Annotated in this window: 10 protein-coding genes; 3 read left to right on the top strand and 7 right to left on the bottom strand. The window is 44.9% G+C overall.

From position 1 onward, the window contains the following. Window positions 1–53: 53 nt before the first annotated feature. A complete protein-coding gene (locus tag EX191_RS04625; RefSeq protein ID WP_193447229.1) occupies window positions 54–15,425 on the bottom strand; it encodes a retention module-containing protein in 15,372 nt (5,123 codons plus the stop codon). Window positions 15,426–16,284: 859 nt separating this feature from the next. On the opposite strand from EX191_RS04625, the gene EX191_RS04620 reads away from it, so the two are divergent. Further along, window positions 16,285–16,530 (top strand): YgjV family protein, encoded by a 246-nt coding sequence (locus EX191_RS04620; RefSeq protein WP_005397186.1) that lies wholly within the window; start codon window positions 16,285–16,287, stop codon window positions 16,528–16,530. 98 nt (window positions 16,531–16,628) lie between these two features. On the opposite strand, the gene EX191_RS04615 is transcribed toward EX191_RS04620, so the two are convergent. Next, on the bottom strand, window positions 16,629–16,910 hold the full coding sequence (locus EX191_RS04615) for a DUF2218 domain-containing protein (RefSeq protein ID WP_046875989.1): 282 nt from the start codon (window positions 16,908–16,910) through the stop codon (window positions 16,629–16,631). A gap of 42 nt (window positions 16,911–16,952) precedes the next feature. Beyond that, a complete protein-coding gene (locus EX191_RS04610; protein ID WP_193447228.1) occupies window positions 16,953–18,959 on the bottom strand; it encodes a TonB-dependent siderophore receptor in 2,007 nt (668 codons plus the stop codon). 116 nt (window positions 18,960–19,075) lie between these two features. Between EX191_RS04610 and EX191_RS04605 the strand changes: the two genes are divergently transcribed. Beyond that, a complete protein-coding gene (locus EX191_RS04605; RefSeq protein WP_193447227.1) occupies window positions 19,076–20,044 on the top strand; it encodes a helix-turn-helix domain-containing protein in 969 nt (322 codons plus the stop codon). 87 nt (window positions 20,045–20,131) lie between these two features. Further along, the gene (gene cueR / locus EX191_RS04600; protein ID WP_012842332.1) at window positions 20,132–20,518 is read left to right on the top strand and encodes a Cu(I)-responsive transcriptional regulator; all 387 of its coding nucleotides are present in this window, start codon (window positions 20,132–20,134) and stop codon (window positions 20,516–20,518) included. 54 nt (window positions 20,519–20,572) lie between these two features. On the opposite strand, the gene vctC is transcribed toward cueR, so the two are convergent. Genes vctC through EX191_RS04580 form a run of 4 tightly spaced genes read right to left on the bottom strand, consistent with a single transcriptional unit; the run spans window position 20,573 to window position 24,140 of the window. Next, entirely contained in the window at window positions 20,573–21,328 is a 756-nt protein-coding gene (vctC, locus tag EX191_RS04595; protein ID WP_005397181.1) for an iron chelate ABC transporter ATP-binding protein VctC, read from the bottom strand. A 2-nt stretch (window positions 21,329–21,330) separates the two neighbouring features. Then, window positions 21,331–22,281: an iron chelate uptake ABC transporter permease subunit VctG gene (gene vctG / locus EX191_RS04590; protein WP_109169878.1), complete on the bottom strand. Its 951-nt coding sequence runs from the start codon at window positions 22,279–22,281 to the stop codon at window positions 21,331–21,333. Then, complete coding sequence (gene vctD / locus EX191_RS04585) at window positions 22,274–23,209, bottom strand: iron chelate uptake ABC transporter permease subunit VctD (RefSeq protein ID WP_041853077.1); 936 nt, start codon at window positions 23,207–23,209, stop codon at window positions 22,274–22,276. The genes vctG and vctD overlap by 8 nt, the downstream gene beginning before the upstream one ends. 22 nt (window positions 23,210–23,231) lie before the next feature. After that, window positions 23,232–24,140 (bottom strand): siderophore ABC transporter substrate-binding protein, encoded by a 909-nt coding sequence (locus tag EX191_RS04580; RefSeq protein WP_005397174.1) that lies wholly within the window; start codon window positions 24,138–24,140, stop codon window positions 23,232–23,234. Window positions 24,141–24,274 lie beyond the last annotated feature (134 nt).

Genomic DNA, 24,274 nt, shown 5'->3' with positions numbered 1-24,274 from the left:
CAAAAAAAGACGGACGCCTTGTTAAAGCCGCCCGTTTTATGTTGAATCCAGATTTATCCGTTATCAATAACACCATGATTCAGCAATGACTCTACAATCTCATTGGAGCTAAGACCGTTGAAGTCTATCGATGTACCTAAGTTTTCCACAACAATGGTTTGCTGGACATTTGCATCCGTCGTAATGTTCAGAGAAACATTTTCTGTTGATGCGTCGTAATCGGCTTGAATGTGCGCAAGTAAATCATCAATACCTGCCGTTGGATCATTCAAATCAGCGATCACGTCTTTGAGGTCAATGGTGTCCTCATTGACGCTAAAGTCAGTGATGGTGTCAATCGCACCATTATCCACCGTGTCTTCTGTCCATTTAAAGATATCGCTACCCGCACCACCAGTCAGAATATCAGAGCCTAGTCCGCCGATAAGCACGTCGTCTCCATCTCCTCCTAGGATATAATCATCTCCCGTACCTGCTGCTAAAGTAATGCCTGCATCACTACCAATAAGATAGCTGTCTTCACTTTCAGCAGACTGATCAATATCTTGACTATTTAGCGTAACGTTTAGATTAATCTCTAATGGCGTTGAATACGCTTGGTCACCATTTGATGCAGTAGAAACCGCAGTCAATGTAATATCGTAATCTCCCGGGATCGCATTATTGATATGTAGCGTATCAATTTCATCTTCTGGAACAGTCCATGTTGTACCATCAAAGCTGATATTCGATGTTGTAGCTTCACTCGTGATAGTGGCTCCTCTTGGCACGCCTGTGAGCTCTAAGGCCAGTACTTCATCGACATCGGTCAACGCCGCCATAATACCCACCAGCGCGATGCCTTGACGGCTTGCACTTTGACTCGCACTAATTCTTTGAATGTAACTAAAGTTCTGATCAATGGCCAAGTTTGGTACATCAGCGACAGGCGTTACGTTAATATCAAACGTTTCTGATGTTTGTAATGAGGTACCCGTTAAGTTGTCATAGAAGATACCGTTGTCATCAGCGGTAACGGTAAGCGCAATAGAATTGCTGTTCACGTCACTGGCATCAATAAATACACCGACATCCGGATCCGTCGAAGCGAAAAGACTATTAAGCTGAGACAAAGTCCCCATCAGTACAGTTTCACCTGCTAAACCAACGCCTTGAGTAATGCCACTCCCCGCCGGGACAACGACACTTATATCACCCTCATCGATGCTGAGTGACACCGTCATGATTTCATTCTCATGAACACCTGCAAAATCAACATCGGTAATTTCGATACCTGAGATTTTTTGATCCGATGACTCCACAATCGTATTTGTGACCATTGAGCCATCAATCTCCGGAGCATCGTTAATCGCCTGCACTGTCATCACGGCTGAGCCACTGACGGTCTTCGGATCCGAGACGCCATTGGTCATGCCATCATCCGTAATATCGTAATTAAAGCTTACATCCCCGTAAAAATCAGGAGCAGGTTCAAAGCTCCACTCCGTTGAGCTCAGTTGAGTAAGCGTCCCTGCTGCAGGGTCGACAAGCGTAACATTGCTAACGGTTAAATTGTCCGACTCAATATCAACCGCATTAACCAGCAAGTCCGCTGCGGTAACAATAACAGCGCCGCTGTCTTCATCAATACTTGTCAGCGTCACTTCCGATGTTGTTGGCGCATCATTCACCTCTGTGACTTCAATTACAAATTGGCTGCTATTTGAATTGAGTGTTTCATCGACACCGCTAATCACGATACCTTCGTTGCCTTGGTCATCGACAGAGATGTCGACATTGACGTTACCAAAGAAGTTAAGCGCTGGGTTAAACTCCACTAAACCATCAGCGATAGCGGCGTTAAGGTCAGATACGGTTCCTTTCAGTTCAATTGAACCCGTGCCGTCTCCTGAAACCGTCAATCCGTAATTGGCAATAATCGATGGATTGAGCGCCAAGTAACCGCTATCGACAGCAATATTCAAGACATACTCTGCGGTAGGATCATCAAGTACCGCATCCACATCCGAAATACCAAATGTATCCAGCAGGATAGCGTTGTCTTCTGGTGTTTCAACGTCAATGACATTCACGAAGTCCGGTCGATCATTCACCGCTTCAACATCAACAGCTACGTCAAACTCCTCGGCTGAACCTAAATTTTGGCGACCATCGAGCCCGGTATCAACGGCTTGCACTTTGAAATGCAGTGACCCTCCCCATGAGTTATCGTTTCGATCACCAGAATTAAAGACCACTTGATCCAAATCTTGAGCATCGATTTCTAATACGAAGACGCCATTTCCTTGGTCAGTAAACACCGTTCCATCAGGTAATGAAACACTCGCCCCATCAGGGACATTTGAAATCTCAACTCTCAGCGTTTCTGGATCATTTTCCTGGTAGGTTGCGCCATCTCCGATAGACTCTTTGTTATCAACCACCAACGCATTGACGTTGATAACAATATCTTCTCCCTCATTCCCCGCAGCTGAAGTATCAGGATTCACATCAACATCATCGCCAATAGGATTCACAACCAGCGTAAAGTTATTAGTTCGCTCAGTTGGTACTTGTAACAATTCTTCTTGGATGAACACGGTAATTCCAATCTCTGCCTCACCACTGAAGTTTTTCGGCGGTTTGATTTGGATGTCACTCAAATCAACGGATGTCTGAGTAAGGTCTTTTAGCTGAATACTCCATTCTCCTCCGCCGTTGTTCTTAACAACATAATCAGAGGAATTGGATTGCACGACAAAGTCATCAGGGATCCCTATTAACTTGAGTGAAACGAAACTTTCAGAGCCATCATTATCGTTTAAGCTGATCGAAACCCCAGAGCCCGATTGATTCAACGAAATTAAAGTATCTTCGTCACCAACCACGGTAATTGGCTTCGTAGGATCGGCACCTGTAATCGTAATATCGTCCACCACTGGCGTAACTTCGAATGTCACGTCATCAGTAAAAGTTCTTATGTCGATATTATCGCCAGGGTTATTTAGGATAGACTGATCAAATACAGCCTCGTCCGTGATCTCTCCTTCGATATTAATCTTGACGGTGTTTTGTCCCCCACCTACGGGATAATTTTCTTTCGGCTTAAACAGAACATTATCAAGCGCACCCGCTAAAATCTCTGCTTCATTAAACTCAATACTTGTCCCTAAGCTATTGCCATTTGCGTCAACAAACTCCCCCAGTGTTGTGTCATCGAGCTCTAACTTGATATTCGTTAGCGTTTCCTGACCACCTTGGATATTGTTATAACGGTCGGCAAAATCGACATTCAGATTAAGTTGGATTAAACCATCTTCATAACCCACACCATCCGCCGTTGGTACATCGTTATTTAGGTCATCAACGGGTTGTTTGTTCGCGTCTAAACCGAGAGTACCTGTGATATCCACTGTCACATTTGGTGTAACATCACCATCTAGTGGCTGATCACCCGCCGAACTCGGAACATCTGCAATCGGTAAAACCTGAACTGGAATTCGCACGTTGTTTTCTTTTTCGTCGCCAGACTCTGTGTCTTTGGTGACAAACCTCACAGGCAATTCGAAATCACCAGCGTAATCTTCCGCCAAGTGCATCGTTAAACCGTCCAAACCTGTGATATTGCCACTAGCATCAATATCTGCTTGGAAAACGTATTTACCATTGACAAAATCGATATCAGTGCCTGTTATCACCAAGCCTGGAGGAATACCGGGTGCAGATGGATCAATAACAACAGTCAAAACATCTTCCACACCATCCGCATTAATCGCATCGACTTTCGACGTCAATTGAGTGCCAAGGTCGATCGCATTATCTTCCGATGCTTCAATTTGGACGTCATCAGCCACCTGAATTTCAGCGGCAACACTTGTTTGCGGCGTGAGAACCGTCGGAAACTCAAGTGTCACGTCAGTTTCTCTTGCCACTGTTGCGTCTTTTTCAACGGCATCTTCACCTAAATCGTTGACCTCGGCATAGATGGTTAACCCAATTTGAGATAGACCGCCGTTGTCACCATCATCGCTGTCGTCGTTTGGCGTTAAATCAAGACCTGAAGGCGCTTTAATTGAGAAGTTTTCTTCGTCAATGACTGTCCATCGACCGCCGCCTTCGTTCAATGCACCAACAATGACCAATTGATTGAGAATCTCAGGGTCGACATTGTGGAACTGAACAACAAGCTGAGTCACCACTTCATCTGAAGAGGCGTCAAACTCTTGGTATTTGATGATATTCGCACCAGACTCCCCACCCGTTGAAGTATTGATCGTAAAATCAATGTTCCCTTGACCGTCTGACTTCACGATGTCAGTGACAACGCCAGTGCTTTCAGTAACAAGCAAACGTGTCTGGGCGTCTAGCGATCCTGTTGTATTTTCTGGCTCAACGATTGGATTGACTTGGACATGCACCATGCCATTGATGGTTTTTTCTGCAATTCCCTGCCCGGGATTAGAAGCATCGACATATTCGTGGTCAATCTCTTTCACCGTCACCGTAGTATTCAAATCAAAGTCAGTACTAGAGTCTTGCTTTAATTGCACCTGGACATACCCGCTTTGAGAGATTCGAGCAGAAAAGTCTTGCTCCGACTCGTTCGCTAGTGGCGAAAGTGTTAATGTTCCAGAAACCAATGTTTGTGCTACGCCATCGACATAAACCGTGCTGCCTGGAGGAAATCCAGAAATCGTCACCTCACTAAAGAACTCGTCTGTATCAGGGCTTTGAGCCAACGTTGGCTTCCAATCAATATTAAAGCGTGTATCTTCATCACCTTCTGATTGAACCGTGTAGTTATCTTGCGCATCAATGACAGGAGCGACAATAATTCGGATCTCACCCGATGAGGTTCGACTGTGACCATCATTCTCTGTGACGATCGTCGTCGCTGTAATATGAATGTTCTCCGTCGATGACGCTTCCGGTTTAATAACAATTCCAGAATTAATATTCGCCGTGGTGATATTGGCTTCATAGATTGGCTGATTTTGCGCGTCATAGCCTACAAAGGTCAGATCGACGGATGCACCATCGCTATCAAATACCTCGACACCTGCCGGAATATTGGACAGCAGAACCGTAACCGACTCTGAGTGATCATTCGAGTTATCTGGTAACTCGCCAGAGATGACACTAAAGCCCAACTCTACTTGACCATTCTCATCGATATTAGTCTCAATACCTCTTACATTGCCGTCATTAAACTCATGCCAGATCCCTGATTTATCATTCAGCTCAATAAATGGTATGTCAGCTACGCCTTTCACACCGACGATCACTGTTTTGTTGCCTAGTGACAACATATCTTCGGCAACCCCATTAGATAACGATGCCGTGTCTTTGACGATACCTTCAACGTTGAAAGTAAAGTCATCATTGCTGTGCAACGGAGGAAGCACTTCGACCTTGGCTAACTCAGATTCTGGCACTTCGTAATAGAGTACATTGCCACTTGAATCGGTCACTTCCACGATTTGGCTTGGGTTTGCTGAATCAAGCCACACTAACGTAACGCCATCAATTGAGAAGTCAGAAATACGCACAAACAGTGCTTCAGAACCATCTAAATCCGCAGACAGCTTCATGGTAATCACTTCACTTAACTGAAGTGGGTCATGATCCGTGACAGGATTGACGGTGTCTTGAGTTCGAGCGTTATCCTCAAAGACATTGATTCGGTTGACTGTAAAACTACCTGGGTCCGCGATTGGGTTAACATCAATGATGATAGTTTCTGTCTCTGAACGTGCCGTTTCCTTCCCTGATAACGGATTATTGTTTTCTGTTGTAATCGCGGTTACATCAATCTTGATTTCGCCCGAGAAATTATCGATTGGGTCAATTTGAACGTCACCAATTCGGCTGGCATCTACGAGATAAACACCACCAGTTTGTGGAATCGCACTACCATCCGAATATACTAACTCTGCGTTACCTTCCCCTTGTGTAAAGACGAGCTCGTACACTATATCTTCAGGATTACTAGTATCCTGAGTTTCCGCCGTGATATTAAGTGCGACGTTGTTTCCGTCTTCATCGACAGAATAGTTAAACTCGCTGCTCGTCGTCCAAGTCGCAATATCTGCAACGGCAGCAACTTCAATGTCTAAACGACCATTAATCGTATGATCTGGCGTACCATTGTTAAGAATTTCCACACGGATACGAGGATCGATACCAGAAGCATCGGTCGAGGTATGACGATCTGGTACGAAGTACAAGTTATCTAACGAGACAAGCTCGCCACTAAATGATTGCTCGACATTCGAGGCATCGAGAACAACCGTATCGCCTACTGGTGTCAGTTCAATGAAGTTACCGCTGCCATCTCGGTAATAGAAAGTACCGTTGTGCGTGCTTGCATCTCGAATCGTGATGTCACCTAAGCTTTCGTTACGATCGATATCATGCAAATCGATAACCAAATCGACTTTCGCCGGCGTCACATCCAGCGTCGACAAGTTATCCTGAGTATTTGCAGAGTCAACGCCCACAACGACGCCATCACGCCCTTGGTCCTCGAACGCAGTAACGGTAGACGTGTCAATTTGCGCATTACGGTCTCTTATCGAGATATCCACATCGGCATCAGCAATGTCGCCATCACCATCGGTTGCAACAACGTTGATGGTGAAATCAATCGAGTCGGTTTCTGTATGGTCAAGATCGTCATTCGGACGGAATGACACACGGCCATCGGTTCGAACAATCAGACGACCGATTTCAGTATCCACTCCGTCAAGAACCTTGTGAACAAATACGACTTGGTCACTGCCGTTCAAATCGACAGAATCGGAATCAACACCGTTTTGCTTAAAGTAAATGCCTGAATCATCAGCCGAAAATGAAGTCACTTGTGCGCCGTCAGCACCAAGATCGTCATCACCTTCTACAGGGTCTTGGAATAAGTGAACCGTGCGGCTGCCTTGTCCCTCAACACGCGAAATAGATGCATCGTACAAGGTTGGAACATCATCGGTAATCGTCACTGGTAAGTTGATATCAGCCGTATCGCCATCAACATCGGTCGCGAAGACTGGGAGATCAAGTATAAGTGTATCTTCGCCTTGGATTGAGTGGTCTAGCACACCCTCAAGCGTAAACTTGTAAGAGCCGTCAGCGTTCAAGACTAGCGTGAATACTGAGTTTCCATCCGGAGTCTGCCCTTGATAAGTGTAGTTGTTGTTGCTTACTGCAGTTTGAACAAGTGTCACCGCTAACCCACCTGAAGTTACTCCAGGGATTGGGTTAGATGTCAGGTCCAGTTGGTAAGAGACAACGGTATCTGCCCCTTCCACCGTATCGAAATTACCCGTTGCTTCAAGGCTGTCTTTGTTGGTTGCCTGAGAGCCATTGGTGAGGTCGTCCTCATCAACAGCCAAAGCATCTGCTGATTTAATTTCGGGAATGTCATCAACCACGGTAATTGGAAGGTTCAATGATGATGACGTATCACCATCAAAATCTGTAACTGTAATTGGGATATCAATGACAAGGTTGTTTTCACCTTGAACAGCGTCATGGTCGATTGGTCCCAAAAGTTCAAATTGGTAACTGTCGTTATTCGCATCAAGAGACAGCGTGAAGATCTTAGTTGAGGTGCCAGCAATGACCGCTTGGTAACTGGTTACACCACCAACCGAGCTCACCACATTCAACTCGATGCTGTTGCCGTTTGAAGTTAAGCCAGACACAACCGCATTGAGGTCAGAAACTTGGTAGCTGACTATCTCATCCGCGCCATCAACGACTTCAAATCCACCAGTTAATACCGTTGAATCGCCACTTGTCGTGTCTGAGCCACCAGCAAGATCATCTTCATCAACGGTTTGTTGGCTAGAGTCTGTCACTTTCACAATCGCTGGAACATCGTCCACCACAGTGATCGGCAAGGTGATGTTATTGGACACATCGCCGTCAAAATCGGTCGCATTGACCGGGAAGTTGATGACTAACGAGTTTTCATCGTTACCCGCAGGATGATCAAGTGCACCCAACAGTTCAAATTCATAACTGTCTACTGAACCATTTAGCGTCAGTTTAAAGACGGTATCCGTCGTACCTTGTACATAAGCTCGGTACTCAATCACACCGTTTGAATTTGAAAACTCAACCAATTCAAGCGGCTGACCGCCTGAGGTAAGTCCTGATACAGGTGACGTCAAGCTATCCAACTGGAAGCTAACGATAGAATCAGCACCATCCGTAACGTCAAAGTTGCCGCCAATGATATTGGATTCTGGCGTATCGTCTGAACCTTGGCTTGGAATATCATCCTCATCCACAGACAAGGTACTACCAGAGCTAATAGCATCAATGGTTGGCTTGTCATCTACGATCGTCACTGGCAAGGTCGCAGTGATGGTATCGTTGTCGCCATCCGTGATCTTCACAGGTAGATTCAACAAAATCTCATCAGAGTTAACCGCGTGATCTAACTGACCAGATAACTCAAAGTCGTATTTACCATCTTGATGAAGTGTCAACGTGAACACCGTCACTCCACCCGGAGTTTGCCCTACGTAAACAAGTGCGTCAGCAGTTGAGGCACTAGCGTCTTGAGAAAGCGTTACCTCTTCTCCACCCGATTTCAGATTCGGGATAGGATTTGAGCTCAGATCCAATTCGAAAGCATCAATACCATCTGCGCTGGTTACTTCAAATTCACCCGATACCGTTAATGGCTCTTTAGTGCCATCAGAACCAAGAGGTAAGTCATCTTCGTCTACACGTAGACTTTCAATATTGGTAACAACTGGAACATCGTCCACAACGGTAATTGGCAATGTGAAGGCTGGTGAAGTATCACCATCATTATCTGTCGCCGTCACAGGGAGGTTAATAACAATCTCGTTTTGTTGATTACCATCTGGATGATCAAGCGGCTTCTGTAAATCGAACTCGTAGGTGTTGTTCGTTGCATCCAACGTCAGTTCGAAAACCACTTCAGCAGGATTGCCAGCAACACCTTGGTATACGTTCACACCGTTTGCGTTAGAAGACAGAACTAAGGTGATAGCTTCACCATCTGAAGTCAGTGACGCAACAGGCGTGGTCAGGTCACTCAGCTGAATAGAAGCAACTTGGTCAGCACCTTCGGTGATATCAAAAGTACCTGAAATAACAGTATCTTCTGCACTTGCAGCATCAGTACCTGCTGGTAGGTCATCTTCATCAACGGTTTGTTCACTGCCTGCTAGTAAACCATCAATGGTCGGAACATCATCCACAACCGTAATTGGTAAGGTGATGTTGTTCGACACGTCTCCATCAAAGTCCGTCGCGTTTATCGGCAAATTGATGACCAGTTCATTTTGGCCATCAGCATTTGGATGATCGAGAGGAGCAAGCAAATCGAACGTGTAGCTGTCATTAGAGGCATCGAGTGTCACACGGAATACTGGTGTCGTCGTGCCATCAATACGAGCTTCGTAAACTGAAACGCCACCTGCGTTTGATACTTCAACCATAACCAATGATTGACCACCAGAGGTCAGGCCTTGTACTGGCGTCGTTAGGTCAGAAACGCCGTACTCCACAATGCCATCAGAGCCATCAGTCGCGATGAAGTTACCGGCAATGCTGTTCGCCTGCGTACCATCAGATCCTACCGTTGGGATATCGTCCTCATCAACCGTTTGCACACTTGTTGCTTCGATGCCACCAAGTGTTGGCTTGTCATCAACAATCTTGACAGGAATTGTCTCAACTGACGTGTCGCCATCAAAATCTGTTGCGATTATTGGGAAGTTGAGTGTCAACTCATCGCTATCTACCGAGTGGTCGATTGGACCTTCAAGCGTAAAGTTGTAACTACCATCGGTATTCACCGTCAGCGTAAAGACTGCTTCTGTTCCTGCCGTTGCTTTGTAGGTAAAGCTGCCGTCGCCATTTGCGGTTTCAGTCAGCGTGACCGCCACGCCTTGTGATGTCAGACCATCCACTGGTGTTGCAGAAGCGTCGAGCTGATAGCTTACCACTCGGTCAGAGCCTTGCGTTGTGGTGAAGTTGCCATCGATTGATATTGGATCGTTTTGATCCGAGCCAATCGTGGCTAAATCATCTTCATCAACGGTAATCGCATCGACATCAGTAATAGTCGGCTTGTCATCGACGATGGTGACTGGGATCGTTTCTGTGGTGGTATCACCATCAAAATCTGTCGCGATGATTGGGAAGTTCAGCGTCAGATCATCACTACCTGTTGCATGGTCAATTGCACCTTCAAGCGTGAAGTTGTAACTGCCGTCGCTGTTCACCGTCAAGGTAAATACGGCTTCTGATCCTGCGGTAGCGGTATAGGTGAAACTGCCATCCGCATTCGCGCTTTCCGTAATTGTCACCACAACCCCGTGTGAGGTTAAGCCATCAACAGGGTTAGAGGACGCGTCTAACTGATAACGCACAACATGATCAGAGCCCATCGTGACAAAGTAACCATCAATCGACACGGACTCGTTTTGATCAGAGCCAATCGTCGCCAAGTCATCTTCATCCACGCTGATCGCATCAACATTAGTGATGCTTGGCTGATCATCAACAATAGTGACAGGCAGTATTTTAGTTGAAGTGTCGCCATCAAAGTCTGTTGCGATAATCGGGAAATCGATTTGTAGGCTGTCGCTATTCATCGCATGGTCTAGTGGACCTTGCAGAGTAAAGGTGTAGCTGCCATCTGGCTTCAGCACTAATTCAAATACGGCATTGCCATCTGCTGTGGCAGTGTAAGTAAAGCTACCATCACCGTTTGCCGTCTCAGCAAGCACAACAGGTTCACCTTGAGAAGTTAACCCTGCTAGAGGATCCGCGGTTGCATCAAGCTGGTATTTAACAACGCTGTCCGAGCCTTCTGTCGTACTAAACGAACCAGACATAAACGCATCATCGTTTTGGTCTGAGCCAATTGTGGCGAGATCATCTTCGTCTACTGTCAGTGGAACAACGTTGTCGATGCTTGGAACGTCATCAGTAATGGTGACTGGAATGGTCGCTGTAGTCGTGTCACCATCAAAATCCGTCGCAATGATTGGGAAGTTCAGTACTAACTCATCGCTGTTTAACGCATGGTCGACCGGACCTTCCAGACGGAAGTTGTATGTACCGTCTGCATTCACATTCATGGTGAAGACAGGGTTACCATCCGCGGTAGCAACGTAAGTAAAGCTGCCATCGGCATTCGCAGTCTCTACCAAGGTAACAGGCTCACCTTGCGAAGTTAACCCCAAAACAGGATCAGCCGTTGAGTCAAGTTGGTAGCTCACCACACGGTCTGACCCTTGAGTGGTCGTGAACGCACCTTCTACATAAACAGCGTCGCTTTGGTCTGAGCCAATACCTGAGAGATCATCTTCATCCACAGCCAGCGGCACAACGTTATCGATGACTGGTGCATCATCCGTGATCGTGACTGGAATAGTTGCCGTGGCCGTATCACCATCAAAATCGGTGGCAATAATCGGGAAATCAATGGTTAGGCTGTCGCTGTTGGCCGCATGGTCGATTGGTCCTTGAAGCGTAAAGTCGTAAGTACCATCTGTTGCGACGTTTAACGTGAATACTGGATTGCCATCTGCGGTCGCAACATAGGTAAAGCTGCCATCACCATTAGCCGTTTCGACCAAGGTAATCGCCTCACCTTGAGATGTCAGGCCCGCGACAGGATCAGAGGTTGAATCCAGTTGGTAGCTCACCACTCGGTCAGAGCCTTGTGTGGTGGTAAACGCGCCTTTAACGAACAGATCGCCGCCTGGGTCGGAACCTACAACGTTAAGGTCATCCTCATCAACATTCAGCGCATCAACCGCTGTAATAGTCGGTACATCATCAACAATCGTGACTGGAATGATTTCAGTTACTGTGTCGCCATCAAAGTCAGTGGCTATAATTGGGAAGTTCAGTGTCAACTCATCACTATCAACCGCATGATCAATTGGTCCTTCAAGCGTGAAGTTGTAAGAGCCATCAGTATCTACTGTCAGAGTAAATACTGGGTTGCCACCCGCTTTCGCTTCATAAGTGAAACTGCCGTCAGCGTTTGCGGTTTCTGTCAGTGTGACAGCCACACCTTGCGATGTTAAACCGTCAACTGGTGTTGCAGAGGCATCTAACTGGTAGCTCACCACACGGTCTGAGCCTTGCGTGGTGGTGAAGCTGCCATCAATAGAAATTGGATTGCTTTGGTCTGAACCAATTGACGCTAGATCATCTTCATCAACCGTAATGGCATCTACGTCAGTAATCACTGGCTTATCGTCCACGATCGTCACAGGGATCGTGGCGTTTGTGGTATCACCATCAAAGTCGGTCACGATGATTGGGAAGTTGAGCGTCAACTCGTCGCTATCGACAGCATGATCAATTGGCCCTTCTAGCGTGAAGTTATAAGAGCCATCAGTGTTCACTGTCAGTGTAAAGACCGACTCAGTACCTGCTGTTGCTTGGTAGGTAAAACTGCCATCGCCGTTTGCGGTTTCAGTTAGCGTGACTGCAACGCCTTGTGATGTAAGGCCGTCAACTGGTGTTGCAGAAGCATCGAGCTGATAGCTCACCACTCGGTCCGAGCCTTGTGTGGTGGTGAAGTTGCCATCAATTGAAATCGGATCAGTCTGGTCTGAGCCAATTGTTGCTAAGTCATCTTCATCAACGGTAATCGCATCGACATCGGTAATGGTTGGCTTATCATCCACGATGGTAACTGGCAACACGATTTGGCTTGTATCACCATCGAAGTCTGTCGCAATAACGCTAAAATCAAGAGTTAAACTGTCGCTATTTGCCGCATGGTCGATTGGACCTTGCAACTCAAAACTGTACGAGCCGTCGGTATTCAAAATCAATGTGAAAACTGCACTGCCATTTGCCGTTGCGCTGTAGGTGTAACTGCCGTCTGCATTTTGCGTTTCGGCAATGGAGACGGTTTGCCCTTGAGATTGCAGGCCATTTAAAGGATCAGCGTTTACATCCAACTGATACTGTACGACGCCATCAGAACCCTGAGTCGTCGTGAACTGACCTTCAACCAGCGTTGGCTGTGATTGGTCAGAGCCTACCGAACTTAAGTCATCTTCATCGACGGTAAGAGCAACAACGTCGTTAATGGTTGGCACATCATCAGCAATGGTTACCGGTAGAACAAGTGAACTGGTGTCACCGTCAAAGTCCGTTGCGACAATAGTGAAGTCTAGAGTTAAGCTATCGCTACCCACAGCATGATCGATTGGGCCTTCAAGACTAAATGAATAAGAACCATCAGGGTTCACTTGTAAGGTGAAGATAGCGTCCCCTTCTGCCGTTGCAGAATAGGTAAAGCTGCCATCTGAGTTGACAGTTTCCGTCAGAGAGATAGATCGACCCTGTGATTCCAACCCATTGAGTGGATCAGTGCCGCTCTCTAATTGATAACTTACAACTCGGTCTGAGCCCTGAGTTGTCGTGAACTGGCCTTCAACTAATGTTGGCTGTGATTGGTCAGAGCCTACCGAACTTAAATCATCTTCATCGACTGCCAGCGCATCAACGCCATCAATCGAAGGAACGTCATCTTGAACTTGAATGACAATTTGCGCCGCTTCTGGTGTGTTCGAACCTTCAGTAATCGAGGAGCGGTCGCCATCCGCATCTACCGCGTAAACTGGCAGTGAGAAAGTGAGCGAGTCATCGTTAGCACCCGTATGGTCGAGTTGTTCATACAAGTTGAATTGGTATTCGCCCAATACAGGGACATCAATCGCCACATCAAATACTGTGATACGCACGCCATCCAGCTCGATGAAACCCTCGTAAGTGCGCACGCCGTTACTCTCGGACGCTAATTCTAGTTGAACAACCTGCCCTTGAGATTGGAGTTCTCCACCAACATTAAACTCTGTAGGTTCCAACTCATAATGGTCAATGATGTCACTACCGACCGCTGTCGTGATCGACCCAGTGCCACTTGTTACTACCGCGCCTTCCTGTGAACCTTGGTCAACACCCGCTTCGTCTAAAGACAATCCCGTCACGTTTTCAATCACTGGATTATCGCCATCAAGGATGGTTAACGTAAAGGTGTTGCTTGCCGTATCTTGGTCGAAATCGACGATTGTGGTTGGCAAAGAGAGCTCAATCGTATCTTCACCATTTGTTTGTTCTAACGGCTTAAATTGCTCAAATTGGTAGGTACCATCAGTGTTAAGATTGATAGTTAAAACGGTTTCATTCGAGCCAGCAATGGACAAGGTGATAGTGCTGCCGTCTTCAGAGAGTACCGCCTCTGTTGCCTGATTATCACTCAATAGGCCATCAAATTGACTAAGTCCTTCTTGATTAAATGTGACCGTTGCCAATTGATCACTACCAATATCAACAAAGGTGCCAGTAATCGGAGTAGAAGAAGATTCAACGTTTTCGAAAGTAACGTTTTGCGGCGCCGGATCATCGCCATCAATAACGGTTGTCGTGAAATCGATAGGTGCTTGAATACTGTTACCACCAATATCTGCGCCTGTAATGTCAAAAGCGATATTGATTTGATCACCGGAGATGGAAACTTGACCATCAGCAACAGAAGCGACATGGTCAATGCCCTGGCTAATCGTGGTAACGACCTCTAACTCTAAATCACGGCCTAAAGATGTCGCTTCGATCTCTATACGAAGCACTTCGTTACCTTCTTGAGTGCCGATAATGGCATTTTGCGCTTCGTCATAAACGAACGCCACTGGCTGACCAGCAGAGGTAATATCACTATTTAGCTCGGTTAACAGAGACTCTAATGAGGACGTTTCAGGTACAAATGAAGCGGTATCAAGTGCGAGATCCCCTGCTTCAACCAGCACACTAGAAGAAATGGTTTGCGGATAGCTTGATAGAGAAATTGAGCCTTCTGTTACGCTAGATTGCAATGATTGTCCGCCATCGGCAAAGATAGTGACATCTAAATCATCAGCTTCATCGCGTTCTTCTACACCGCTACGAGTCGCTGACGTCTCAAAAAAGGTGGAGGCAAGTACTTCCGGATTATTATATTCAACGGTCACATAGCCAGCATTGGCTGAGCCTTCAGCGCCAGCACCAGCAGCCGTTGCTTCCAAAATAGCAGTCGGGTCAGCACCATCTAAAATGACCTGTTGGATAGCCGCGACATCATTAGCGTCAAAGTTAGCACCTTCGATAGCTGTTGGATCGAAAGTAACCTGGCCATTAACTGGAGATTGCAGCAAGGTTTCTGGTTGTTCAAAAGAAGGTTCTGGAAGGCACGCGACACAATTAGCATCAATCAGATACAGCTCATTATGTATCTGTACATCAAGAGAAGCGTTATTTTCAGTAATGATCACTTCGCCAGATATTAACTCATCCCCCGCTTTTATAGACCTGACTTTTCCATCCAGACCTAAAACCAAGACTTCACCTTTGACAGCATTTACAATCGCGTTCTGCGGCACGGTTTGCGTACTCATCTGACCTCCGCTAATGGCCTACGTTTCCCATTAACCTTTTTAGATAGTTTTTAAATGATTTAGTGCGGCATACTGCACACCTTTAGACGATTAGACTAAGTATCAACTCATTAAACAATCGATAAATGGCGCACTAATGAGCAAAGTAAGTAAAACTTACTAGTAGTCACAGAAATGTGACACATGTCCTAACGCCGCAATATCGATTAATTATATGAAATTGATATCTTATTCCGTATAAGTGTAGTCGTTTTAAAAAAGAAGATAGATGAAAACGCTCAGCTAAACGCCAAACTACCGGTTGCAATTAATAATGGAAGAAAAGTAATAAGAATGTTGTATACACCTGAACGTGATGACAACTTAATCAATATTGGTGACGAGAAAAACGTGACGATTAAATATTGAATGACATAAGTCGTTGGACAAAATATAACCATAAAAATGTGGCTCACAATATGAATTCCCGAGCACCACGAATTCGGCTTTGTCCTGATATACAGTAAAAAAAATACGAGCAAGCTAATAAGAAAATACATAAACATCACGCTTGAAAATAATTATCATTTTCAATCATATGTAAATATTCCCCCACTTTCAATGATGTGAGAGCTATTAATACCATCGTTATTATCAATCAACACAATAAGTAAAATTATCAGTAATTCCCGTCCTAAACGTTTGCGTAATCGCTAACCTTCTCTTAACCTTGATTTGAGGCTTTTATCACGGTTTTTCCATTGATATAGTGCGTCCATACAACAAAAAAGACCATTCGAGGCATGGAGCTTCCTCATTAATCTCAAGATGAGAAGAATTGGTACCGACAAAATTCGGCAGATTTTAAGAGGGTCAAAAAATGGACATGAATATGGTTGAGATTTTAGGTTATGCAGCTTCAATCATGGTCGCAATTTCGCTAACTATGAAAGATATTGTTAAGCTTCGTATCCTTAACTTTATTGGTTGTGCGCTATTTACTGCTTACGGACTAATGATTGATTCTTGGCCTGTAGTATTAACTAACGGCTTTATTGCTTGCGTTAATATCTACTTCCTAGCAAAAATGCAACAGGAAAAAAAAAGCCTAGAATCTAGAGCCTAAAAAGCAATAGCATTCGAACAATAAAAGCCCGCGAATGATAAGAGCGCGGGCTTTTTGCTTTTAATGCGCTCTCATTTTCTGCACATTCATCAATAGCTCTAGCGAACCCAGTTAAGTGCTAATGTTTCTCGACGAGAGAACATGTCTACATGCGATGAGATTATCGCCTTCACTGTGCTCAGTTTCTCTTCGGAATCCGCCTCACAAATAATGGTCAAGCTAGACTCGCAAAGAGCAAACTCCGCTTTTCCCGTCGGAAATGTCACCAAACCGCTGTTTTCATTCCAAGTAGCAGGAACCTTTCGTCCAAAATGCCGACAAAGTGTCACTAAGTATTTGTCAGCGTGTTCGCTATCTATTCGGGTGCTTTCTTTAATCATGAATTTACTCGTGTTTTGAAGCGCCCCCTCTCGGGAGCCCTATTAGAATTGATAAGCAGCAGAAAGTTTGAAGTTGCGACCCGGCTCGTAGTCATCAAGCGTGAAGCCACGTGCAGTACCGGAACGAGACGCATGAGAGCTGTACAACTCGTCAAATACATTATCAATACCAAAGGTCACCGACAGTCCATCAATATCAGACGGCACCCATTGAGCATATAGATTATGTACATCATAACTTGCTTTCTTTGGCTGACCATCAAAGACGTTGTCTTCCTCTAGAACAAACATTGAGTTCCACCCGAAGATCGTTTCTAAAGCGTCTGACTGGTAATCCAAAGTTAGAGCAATACTATCACCCATATCAATGCTACGCCCATTACCCCCAGCAACAGGGCCACCAGTATTCTTGTTTTTGGTGTCCGACTTAGAGTAAGAAAGTTTGCTGTTAAACTTGTCGTAGCCATAAGAAGCACTTGCCTCAAAGCCTTTAATCTCGACATCACCTAAGTTGTAAATCAGGTAAGTTTGAGTCGCGTTTTGGTACTGGTCTGCAATGTAATCATCAATTTCCGTTTGGAATGCCGTAATATTCGCTCCAAAGAAATGCTTATCAAAGGTTTTATCAAAACGGACACCACCCTGTGTGTTCAACCCCGTTTCTGGCTTTAGTCCATCCTCTAAAAATGCAACGTCTTGGTAAGCAATAAAGGTTTCCATCAGCTCAGGGCCTTTGAATAGAGAGCGTGCGCTCGCAAACAACGTCCAATCCTGAGTGACTGCCCATTCTGCTGCTAGGGCCCAGGTCACATCATCATAGTTACTCGTCCCCGTTTCAGCTTCACGTTTGTAATCATCAAAACGCATACCTGCGGTAACAAAGAAAGCATCAGAGAAGAAGAACTGGTCTTCTACAAACAATGCGGTTGAAATGGCCGATTCATCCATGAACTTACGACTACCGTAGTAACTTGAAGATGTCTTATCCATGTAGTCGAAACCATAGGTGATTCGATTATCAAACTCACCTAACATAACATCCGACTGGAACTTACCATTCAAACCAAAGTTTTGGTTTTTAGCGGTGTTCTTCGATAAACGGTTCGAAGGCCAGCGAGGAGCCATAACGCTCTCATCCCGTTTAATTTCCGTCTCGGTATTATAAAGTGTGACGTTACCTTGATGTTGTTCGCCTCGCAGCTCGTAACTCAAGGTAACGGTATCTCGGTCATAATCCGTAGGAATAAGTAACGTGCTCGATAAGCCATTGTTCGCACTCCCCGACATATCAGGACGCGGACTGTAATCACCACTGTCTCGGTACATGTCATAAGAGAGCTCAAAACGATGGATGTCGTTTAGTTCATACCCCAACTTAGCCAGAATGTTGTAAACATCACCCGCAGCGCCATAGGTTTTGTTGCCGTCACCATCTTCAAAGTCATCGCGCGTAACGTAATGGCCATAAACCATCGCATCAATGTTTTCGGACAAAAGCCCGTACAGTGTCAACGAGCCTTGTTGGTTGTCGTTGGATGCATAACCGCCATAAACACGAGCGCCAAACTTTTCATCGTAACGAAGTAAATCGCGAGCGTCTTTCGTTTCAAAATAAACCGAGCCGCCTAAGCCATTTTGAGTCACAGAGTTATTACCTACCTGGATATCGGCAGATTTGAGAATGTCAGGGTTTAGCGTCAAGTTACCAATGTGATGGAACATGCTCGCATGCTGAGAAGCACCATCAAGACGAATGTCCAAATCGGTTTCGCTCAAACCACGAATGGTAATACGTTGATTCACAGAGTGTGTTCCACCAACATCAACACCGGGAATATCGCGCAGTAAATCAGACATATGATCCGCTTGCTTCAGTGACATGTCGTCCGCAAACATCGACTCAGTATTGCTAGAAACTTTTGTTCCCCATACAACGACTTCTTCAAAATGTGACTCGGTATCTTGAGCTAAAACAGGGTTTGATAGCGCCATTCCCACTGCAAGGCAAAGGCTTGAAAGCTTGATAGATGAACAAGCAGGGCTTTCCATAACTTCATTCCTAAATATTAATGATAATAATTCTCAGGTATAATAAGCATGAGTTTTATAAATACAAAGGCGATTTGATTATGCGAAATCGCACAAGTGTTATGAGGAAGTGTCAAATGCAGGAAGTCACACCAAAACGAACTAGAATTGCCAAGATCGCTTTAACCCAAAAACTGGAAGCCACAGAAAAACAGTGGATCGTCACTCAAGGTCAACCTTGTCAAACTCAACTGGCAGAAGGCAAATTCCTATCATATCAGTACAATGATCAAATCTTTGTTCATGGTGGACGTTGCCTAGAGCTTGTTGATTCACATATTGTTTCTACTGCCCACGCCTCACTGTTGGTCACTATTCTTTTAGAAGGTAAGCTCTCGTTTGGCTATGACGATTTGCAATTTGATTTAGACGCAGGCGACGGCCCTAAAGGTGTCGTGGTGAACCTACTCAAACCTGCAAACTTTCGTCGCTCACTGCTCAAAGATAACCTCATTAATAAGATCAACATATTGGTTAAGCCCCAGTGGCTAGAGGCTCGCCTTGACCAAACCTGTCGTCATTGGTCCTTTTTTAACTCTCATCAGGCGTTTCATCCACTAGAGCTTAACCAGGCGTTATGCGAACTAGCTGAAACGCTGACAAGCCGAGAAACACCACAAGAATTCCAAGATAAGTTGGAAGTTGAAAGCTTGATCTATCAAATTTTGCATCAAGCGACTAAGCAAATCCCCAAGAATTTCAGTGCTAATAAAAATAACCTTGAACGGCACACAGATGGTCGAATAGAGGATATTGTTAGCTATATAGAAACTCACCTTGAGCAAGAACTAGGCTTAGAAAAGTTGGCAAGCGTGTTTTCAATGAGCGTTTCAAACCTGCAGCGCCGATTTAAACAATCACTGAATATGACCGTAAATGGTTATATTCGCTTTCGTCGCCTTGAGATTGCGAGGCAGCACTTGGAACGTGGCCTAGTGACGATCACGGAAGCTGCTTATGAAGCCGGATACCACCACCCTTCCAACTTCACCTGCGCTTTCAAAAAGGTATTTGGTGTACCACCGCATGAAGTGATAAAAGAGTAAAGCGGCCCCAGGTAACTGACTGTTATTTAGGAGTGTCTTATCCGCAACATCGGTATATACTCGCCTTAAACGTTATGGAGGTTAAACATGAATATTGGTGCTGTTGCAAAGCTTACTGGGCTTTCATCTAAGTCGATTCGATTGTATGAAGACAAAGGGATCATATCTCCACCAGCGCGCAGCGACTCTGGCTATCGCGAATATTCAGATAATCATATTCAAGAGCTTAACTTAGTATCACGCGCAAAAAACGCAGGCTTTTCATTGCAAGAATGCAAAGAGTTTGTGCAACTTGCCCATAATCCCAACCGAAAAAGCAGCGAAGTAAAAGCAAGAACCATGGATAAGCTGAGAGAGGTTGAAGAAAAAATCGCGCACCTCATGGAGATCAAAACGCAACTTGAGGGTTGGGTTTCTTCTTGTCCGGGAGACGCTGAAAGCCGATGCCCAATCATAGACGAGCTCACCAAGTAAACTCGCCTATCTATCCTCATTGAAGAATCGCTTTCATTAAGCCCTGAGGTTGGATTAGTGGTACGTACACATGCGCTTGCCGTTTAATTCGATAATATTAAACGGCGTTTCGTAGATATCCTCTAGCGTAGACGCCTGAATCACCTCTTCCACCGCACCACTTGCCACAACTTTGCCTTGCTTAAGCGCCAATATGACATCCGAGTAGCACGCTGCGAAATTAATATCATGAATAACCACCACCATGGCTTTGTTCATGTCATGAGCTAACCGCTGCACGACTTTCATGATCTGAAGAGAGTGTTTGATATCTAGATTGTTAAGTGGTTCATCAAGAAAAACGTAGTCTGTATCTTGTGCAATCACCATGGCAATAAACGCAAGCTGTCGCTGACCACCACTTAATTCATCCAAATATTTGTCTTGTATACCTTGTAAATCTAGATAGTCGATCGCTTGTTCAATCACCGCATGATCTTCTTTGGTCAGATTTCCTTTGGAGTATGGGAAACGGCCAAAAGAGACCAACTCCTTCACGGTAAATCGCATGGTAATAGAGTTGGCTTGACGAAGTACCGCCAGCTTTTTCGCTAACTCTTTAGTGTCCCATTCCGCAATTTCCTTGCAATCAATGATAACACTACCACCATCCCGCTCCGTTAAGCGCGAAGCCATAGATAACAGCGTGCTCTTTCCCGCACCATTCGGGCCAATAATCGATGTTACCTTGCCCTTTTCAAACTGAGTATTGGCCTCATCAACTACTTTGTTTGAACCGAAGGCCTTCGTTAATTTGTCTATCACTATCATATTTATACAACTTTGTTTTTCAGTAGTAGGTATAAGAAATACGCACCACCAATAAAGTTAATAACGACACTCAACGTCGTCTCAAAACTGAACACGTTCTCGATAATCCATTGCCCAGCCAGTAACGAGCTGATGGAGAGAAACGAACAACCAACCAGTAGCGTTTTGTGTTGGTAACTTCGGAACATTTCTCGGCTTAAGTTGGTCACCAGCAAACCAAAGAACATAATTGGTCCCACTAGAGCCGTAGAAATAGCAATCAGAACCGCCGAGATAATGAATACATTTCGCGTCACCTTAGGTACGTCGACGCCCAAACTTTTCGCATTGTCTTGGTCGAGCCAAAACACATCTAGAGTGCGATGCATATTAAATAGCAACCAACATGCAAACACCAAAGCTGGTGCACTAAAGTAAACCAAATTCACTTTGACATTATTAAAGCTGGCGTAAAGTTTCGATTGAACGATTGCAAACGTATTTGGGTCCATCAGCAAAGAGAAAAATGACGCCGCATTGGAAAATAGCTGACCAAAGATCAAGCCGACCAATAGCAACGTAATCAAGTTCTTGCTTCCTTTAGAAAAGTAAAAACCAAACAACAATAACGAAAACGACACCATTACAATTACGGCAATCGCGAAATTGACGTACAAGTTAAGAACTAAAGTACTCAAACCACCAAAAATCAGCACGATCAAAATTTGCGTCAACACATACAGCGCATCAAACCCCATGATACTTGGCGTTAAAATTCGGTTGTGCGTAATGGTTTGAAATACAAGTGAAGACTGAGCAATAGCCACACCCGCTAGCACTATCGCCAATACTTTAGGAACTCTACGAGATAAAAAATACTGGTAGTTGTCAGCCGTTAGCCCAATACCAATAAACAAACATGCAAAAAGTACCGCAATGCCACCTAGCAGTAGGATTTTCGTTGAATCACGCATGTTGCTTACCTCGCAACAACATCGCGATGAATACCACGCCACCCAATATGCTGATCACGATAGAGATTGGCATTTCATGAGGGAAGATAATCAAACGACTCACCAAGTCGCAACACAGCACTAAAGTCGCCCCATACATGGCCGTAAGCGGAATGTTCTTTTTGAGGTTATCACCATAAAAGTGACTAACGAGGTTCGGCACAATCAGGCCAAGGAATGGCAGCTGCCCCACAATCATCACGACACTTGCCGACATGATGGACACCAACAGCACACCAATCGTGACAACCTGCTGATAATTTAACCCCAAGTTAACCGCAAAATCTTTTCCGATACCCACGGCTGAAATCCGTGCGGCAAAAAGATAGCTGAGAATAGCCATTGGTACCGCGATGTACAGCAGTTCAAAATCACCACGCAAGATGTTGGCGAAGTTTGCGACTGTCCAAGCATTCAGACTTTGAAGTGCATCGTATTTGTAAGCGATAAACGTGGTCATGGATTGGATGACATTGCCGAAAATAATTCCGACAAGTGGCACAAAGACCACACTCTTAAACTGAATGCGTTGAATAAAGAAAATAAATGCTAACGTCCCAAATACCGAGATGCCGAATACGAGCCAAAGGTGATTGTCGTTACCAAAGAAAACCACGCTCAGTACGTAGCCCAGCATGGCACATTCGATCGTACCGGTTGTAGAAGGTGCAGCAAATCGGTTCTGGCTAATTTGCTGCATAATAAGGCCTGCAATACTTAAGCCTGCACCAGCAAGCAGTATGGCGAATAAACGTGGTATACGGCTGGTAAAGAAAAGCTCTAACGCTTTCTCATCACCCGAAAATAACTGTTGGGGCGTCATGTTTGCCACCCCAACAAATAACGAAACCGTGCTTAAAACCACAAGGGTTAGCAATAACTTTTTCAAAGTTAACCTCTGCTATCTTGGATTACAGTTCAACGGTTTGCTTGATCTCACTGACCATTTTTTCTGTTGCAGTCACACCAGACATCGACAAGTACCACGCGTCCACATCTAAATAAGTGATTTTGTGATTCTTATATGCAGCGGTTGCTTTGACTAAGTCGTTATCCATGGACTTACGAATATCGTTATCTGGCGTGCCTTTCAGCGAATTGCGGTCAACTACGAGTATATTTTTCGGGTTAGCTTCACGAATAAATTCATAAGAAATAACATCTCCGTGAGTGCCCGTTTTCACGTGTTCAACCGTTTCCAAGAAACCGAAATCGTTATAAATCACACCAAATCGCGACTGAGCTCCAAACGCACTGATGTTGTCACCCATGCTTAAAATCGTTAACGCATCATTGTTATTTGATTGATTGTAGTCACGGATTGCTTTGAATTGAGCATCTAGCGCTTCAATTTTCTGCTCTACTTTTTCTTCGATATTGAAGATTTTACCAATATTGCGCCACTGTGCTTGCGTACCTTCCCAGTAACCTTGATTCTCTTTCGCAGCAAAAACGACCGTAGGAGCAATTTCACTCAGCTCTTCATATTTCGCAGACGCTCGCGGACCAACCAATATCAAATCTGGTTTTTGCATGTAAATGGTTTCAAAGTCAGGTTCAAACAAGCTACCCGCAGAGGTGTAGTTATCTTTGCTGTATTTTGAAAGGTAGCTAGGCAGATTAGAAGAGTTAGAAACTGCAACAGGATCGATACCAAAGTTGTCCAGCGCATCTAGCGGTCCAAAGCCAATCACAACCACGCGTTCTGGTGATTGTTCTAGCTCGGTTTGACCCATGTAATGGTCAATCACAACCTTAGCAGCGAAAGAAGGAGAAACAGTAAATAGCGACAGCATAGCCGCACCGACGAATTTTTTCATTTTGTTAAGCCTTAATGAGATCTATTATCATGCGCGTTCGCAATATAGCGTTACTCTTTACTGCATTCAACAAAATTTAAGGTACTTTACATTAGTTACGCTTATTCGAGCTTCAACTATATCAAAGACTTATA

It is taken from the genome of Vibrio chemaguriensis, assembly GCF_012275705.1.
GTDB classification, from domain to species: domain Bacteria; phylum Pseudomonadota; class Gammaproteobacteria; order Enterobacterales; family Vibrionaceae; genus Vibrio; species Vibrio diabolicus.
This window is presented reverse-complemented; position numbering and strand designations above follow the sequence as displayed.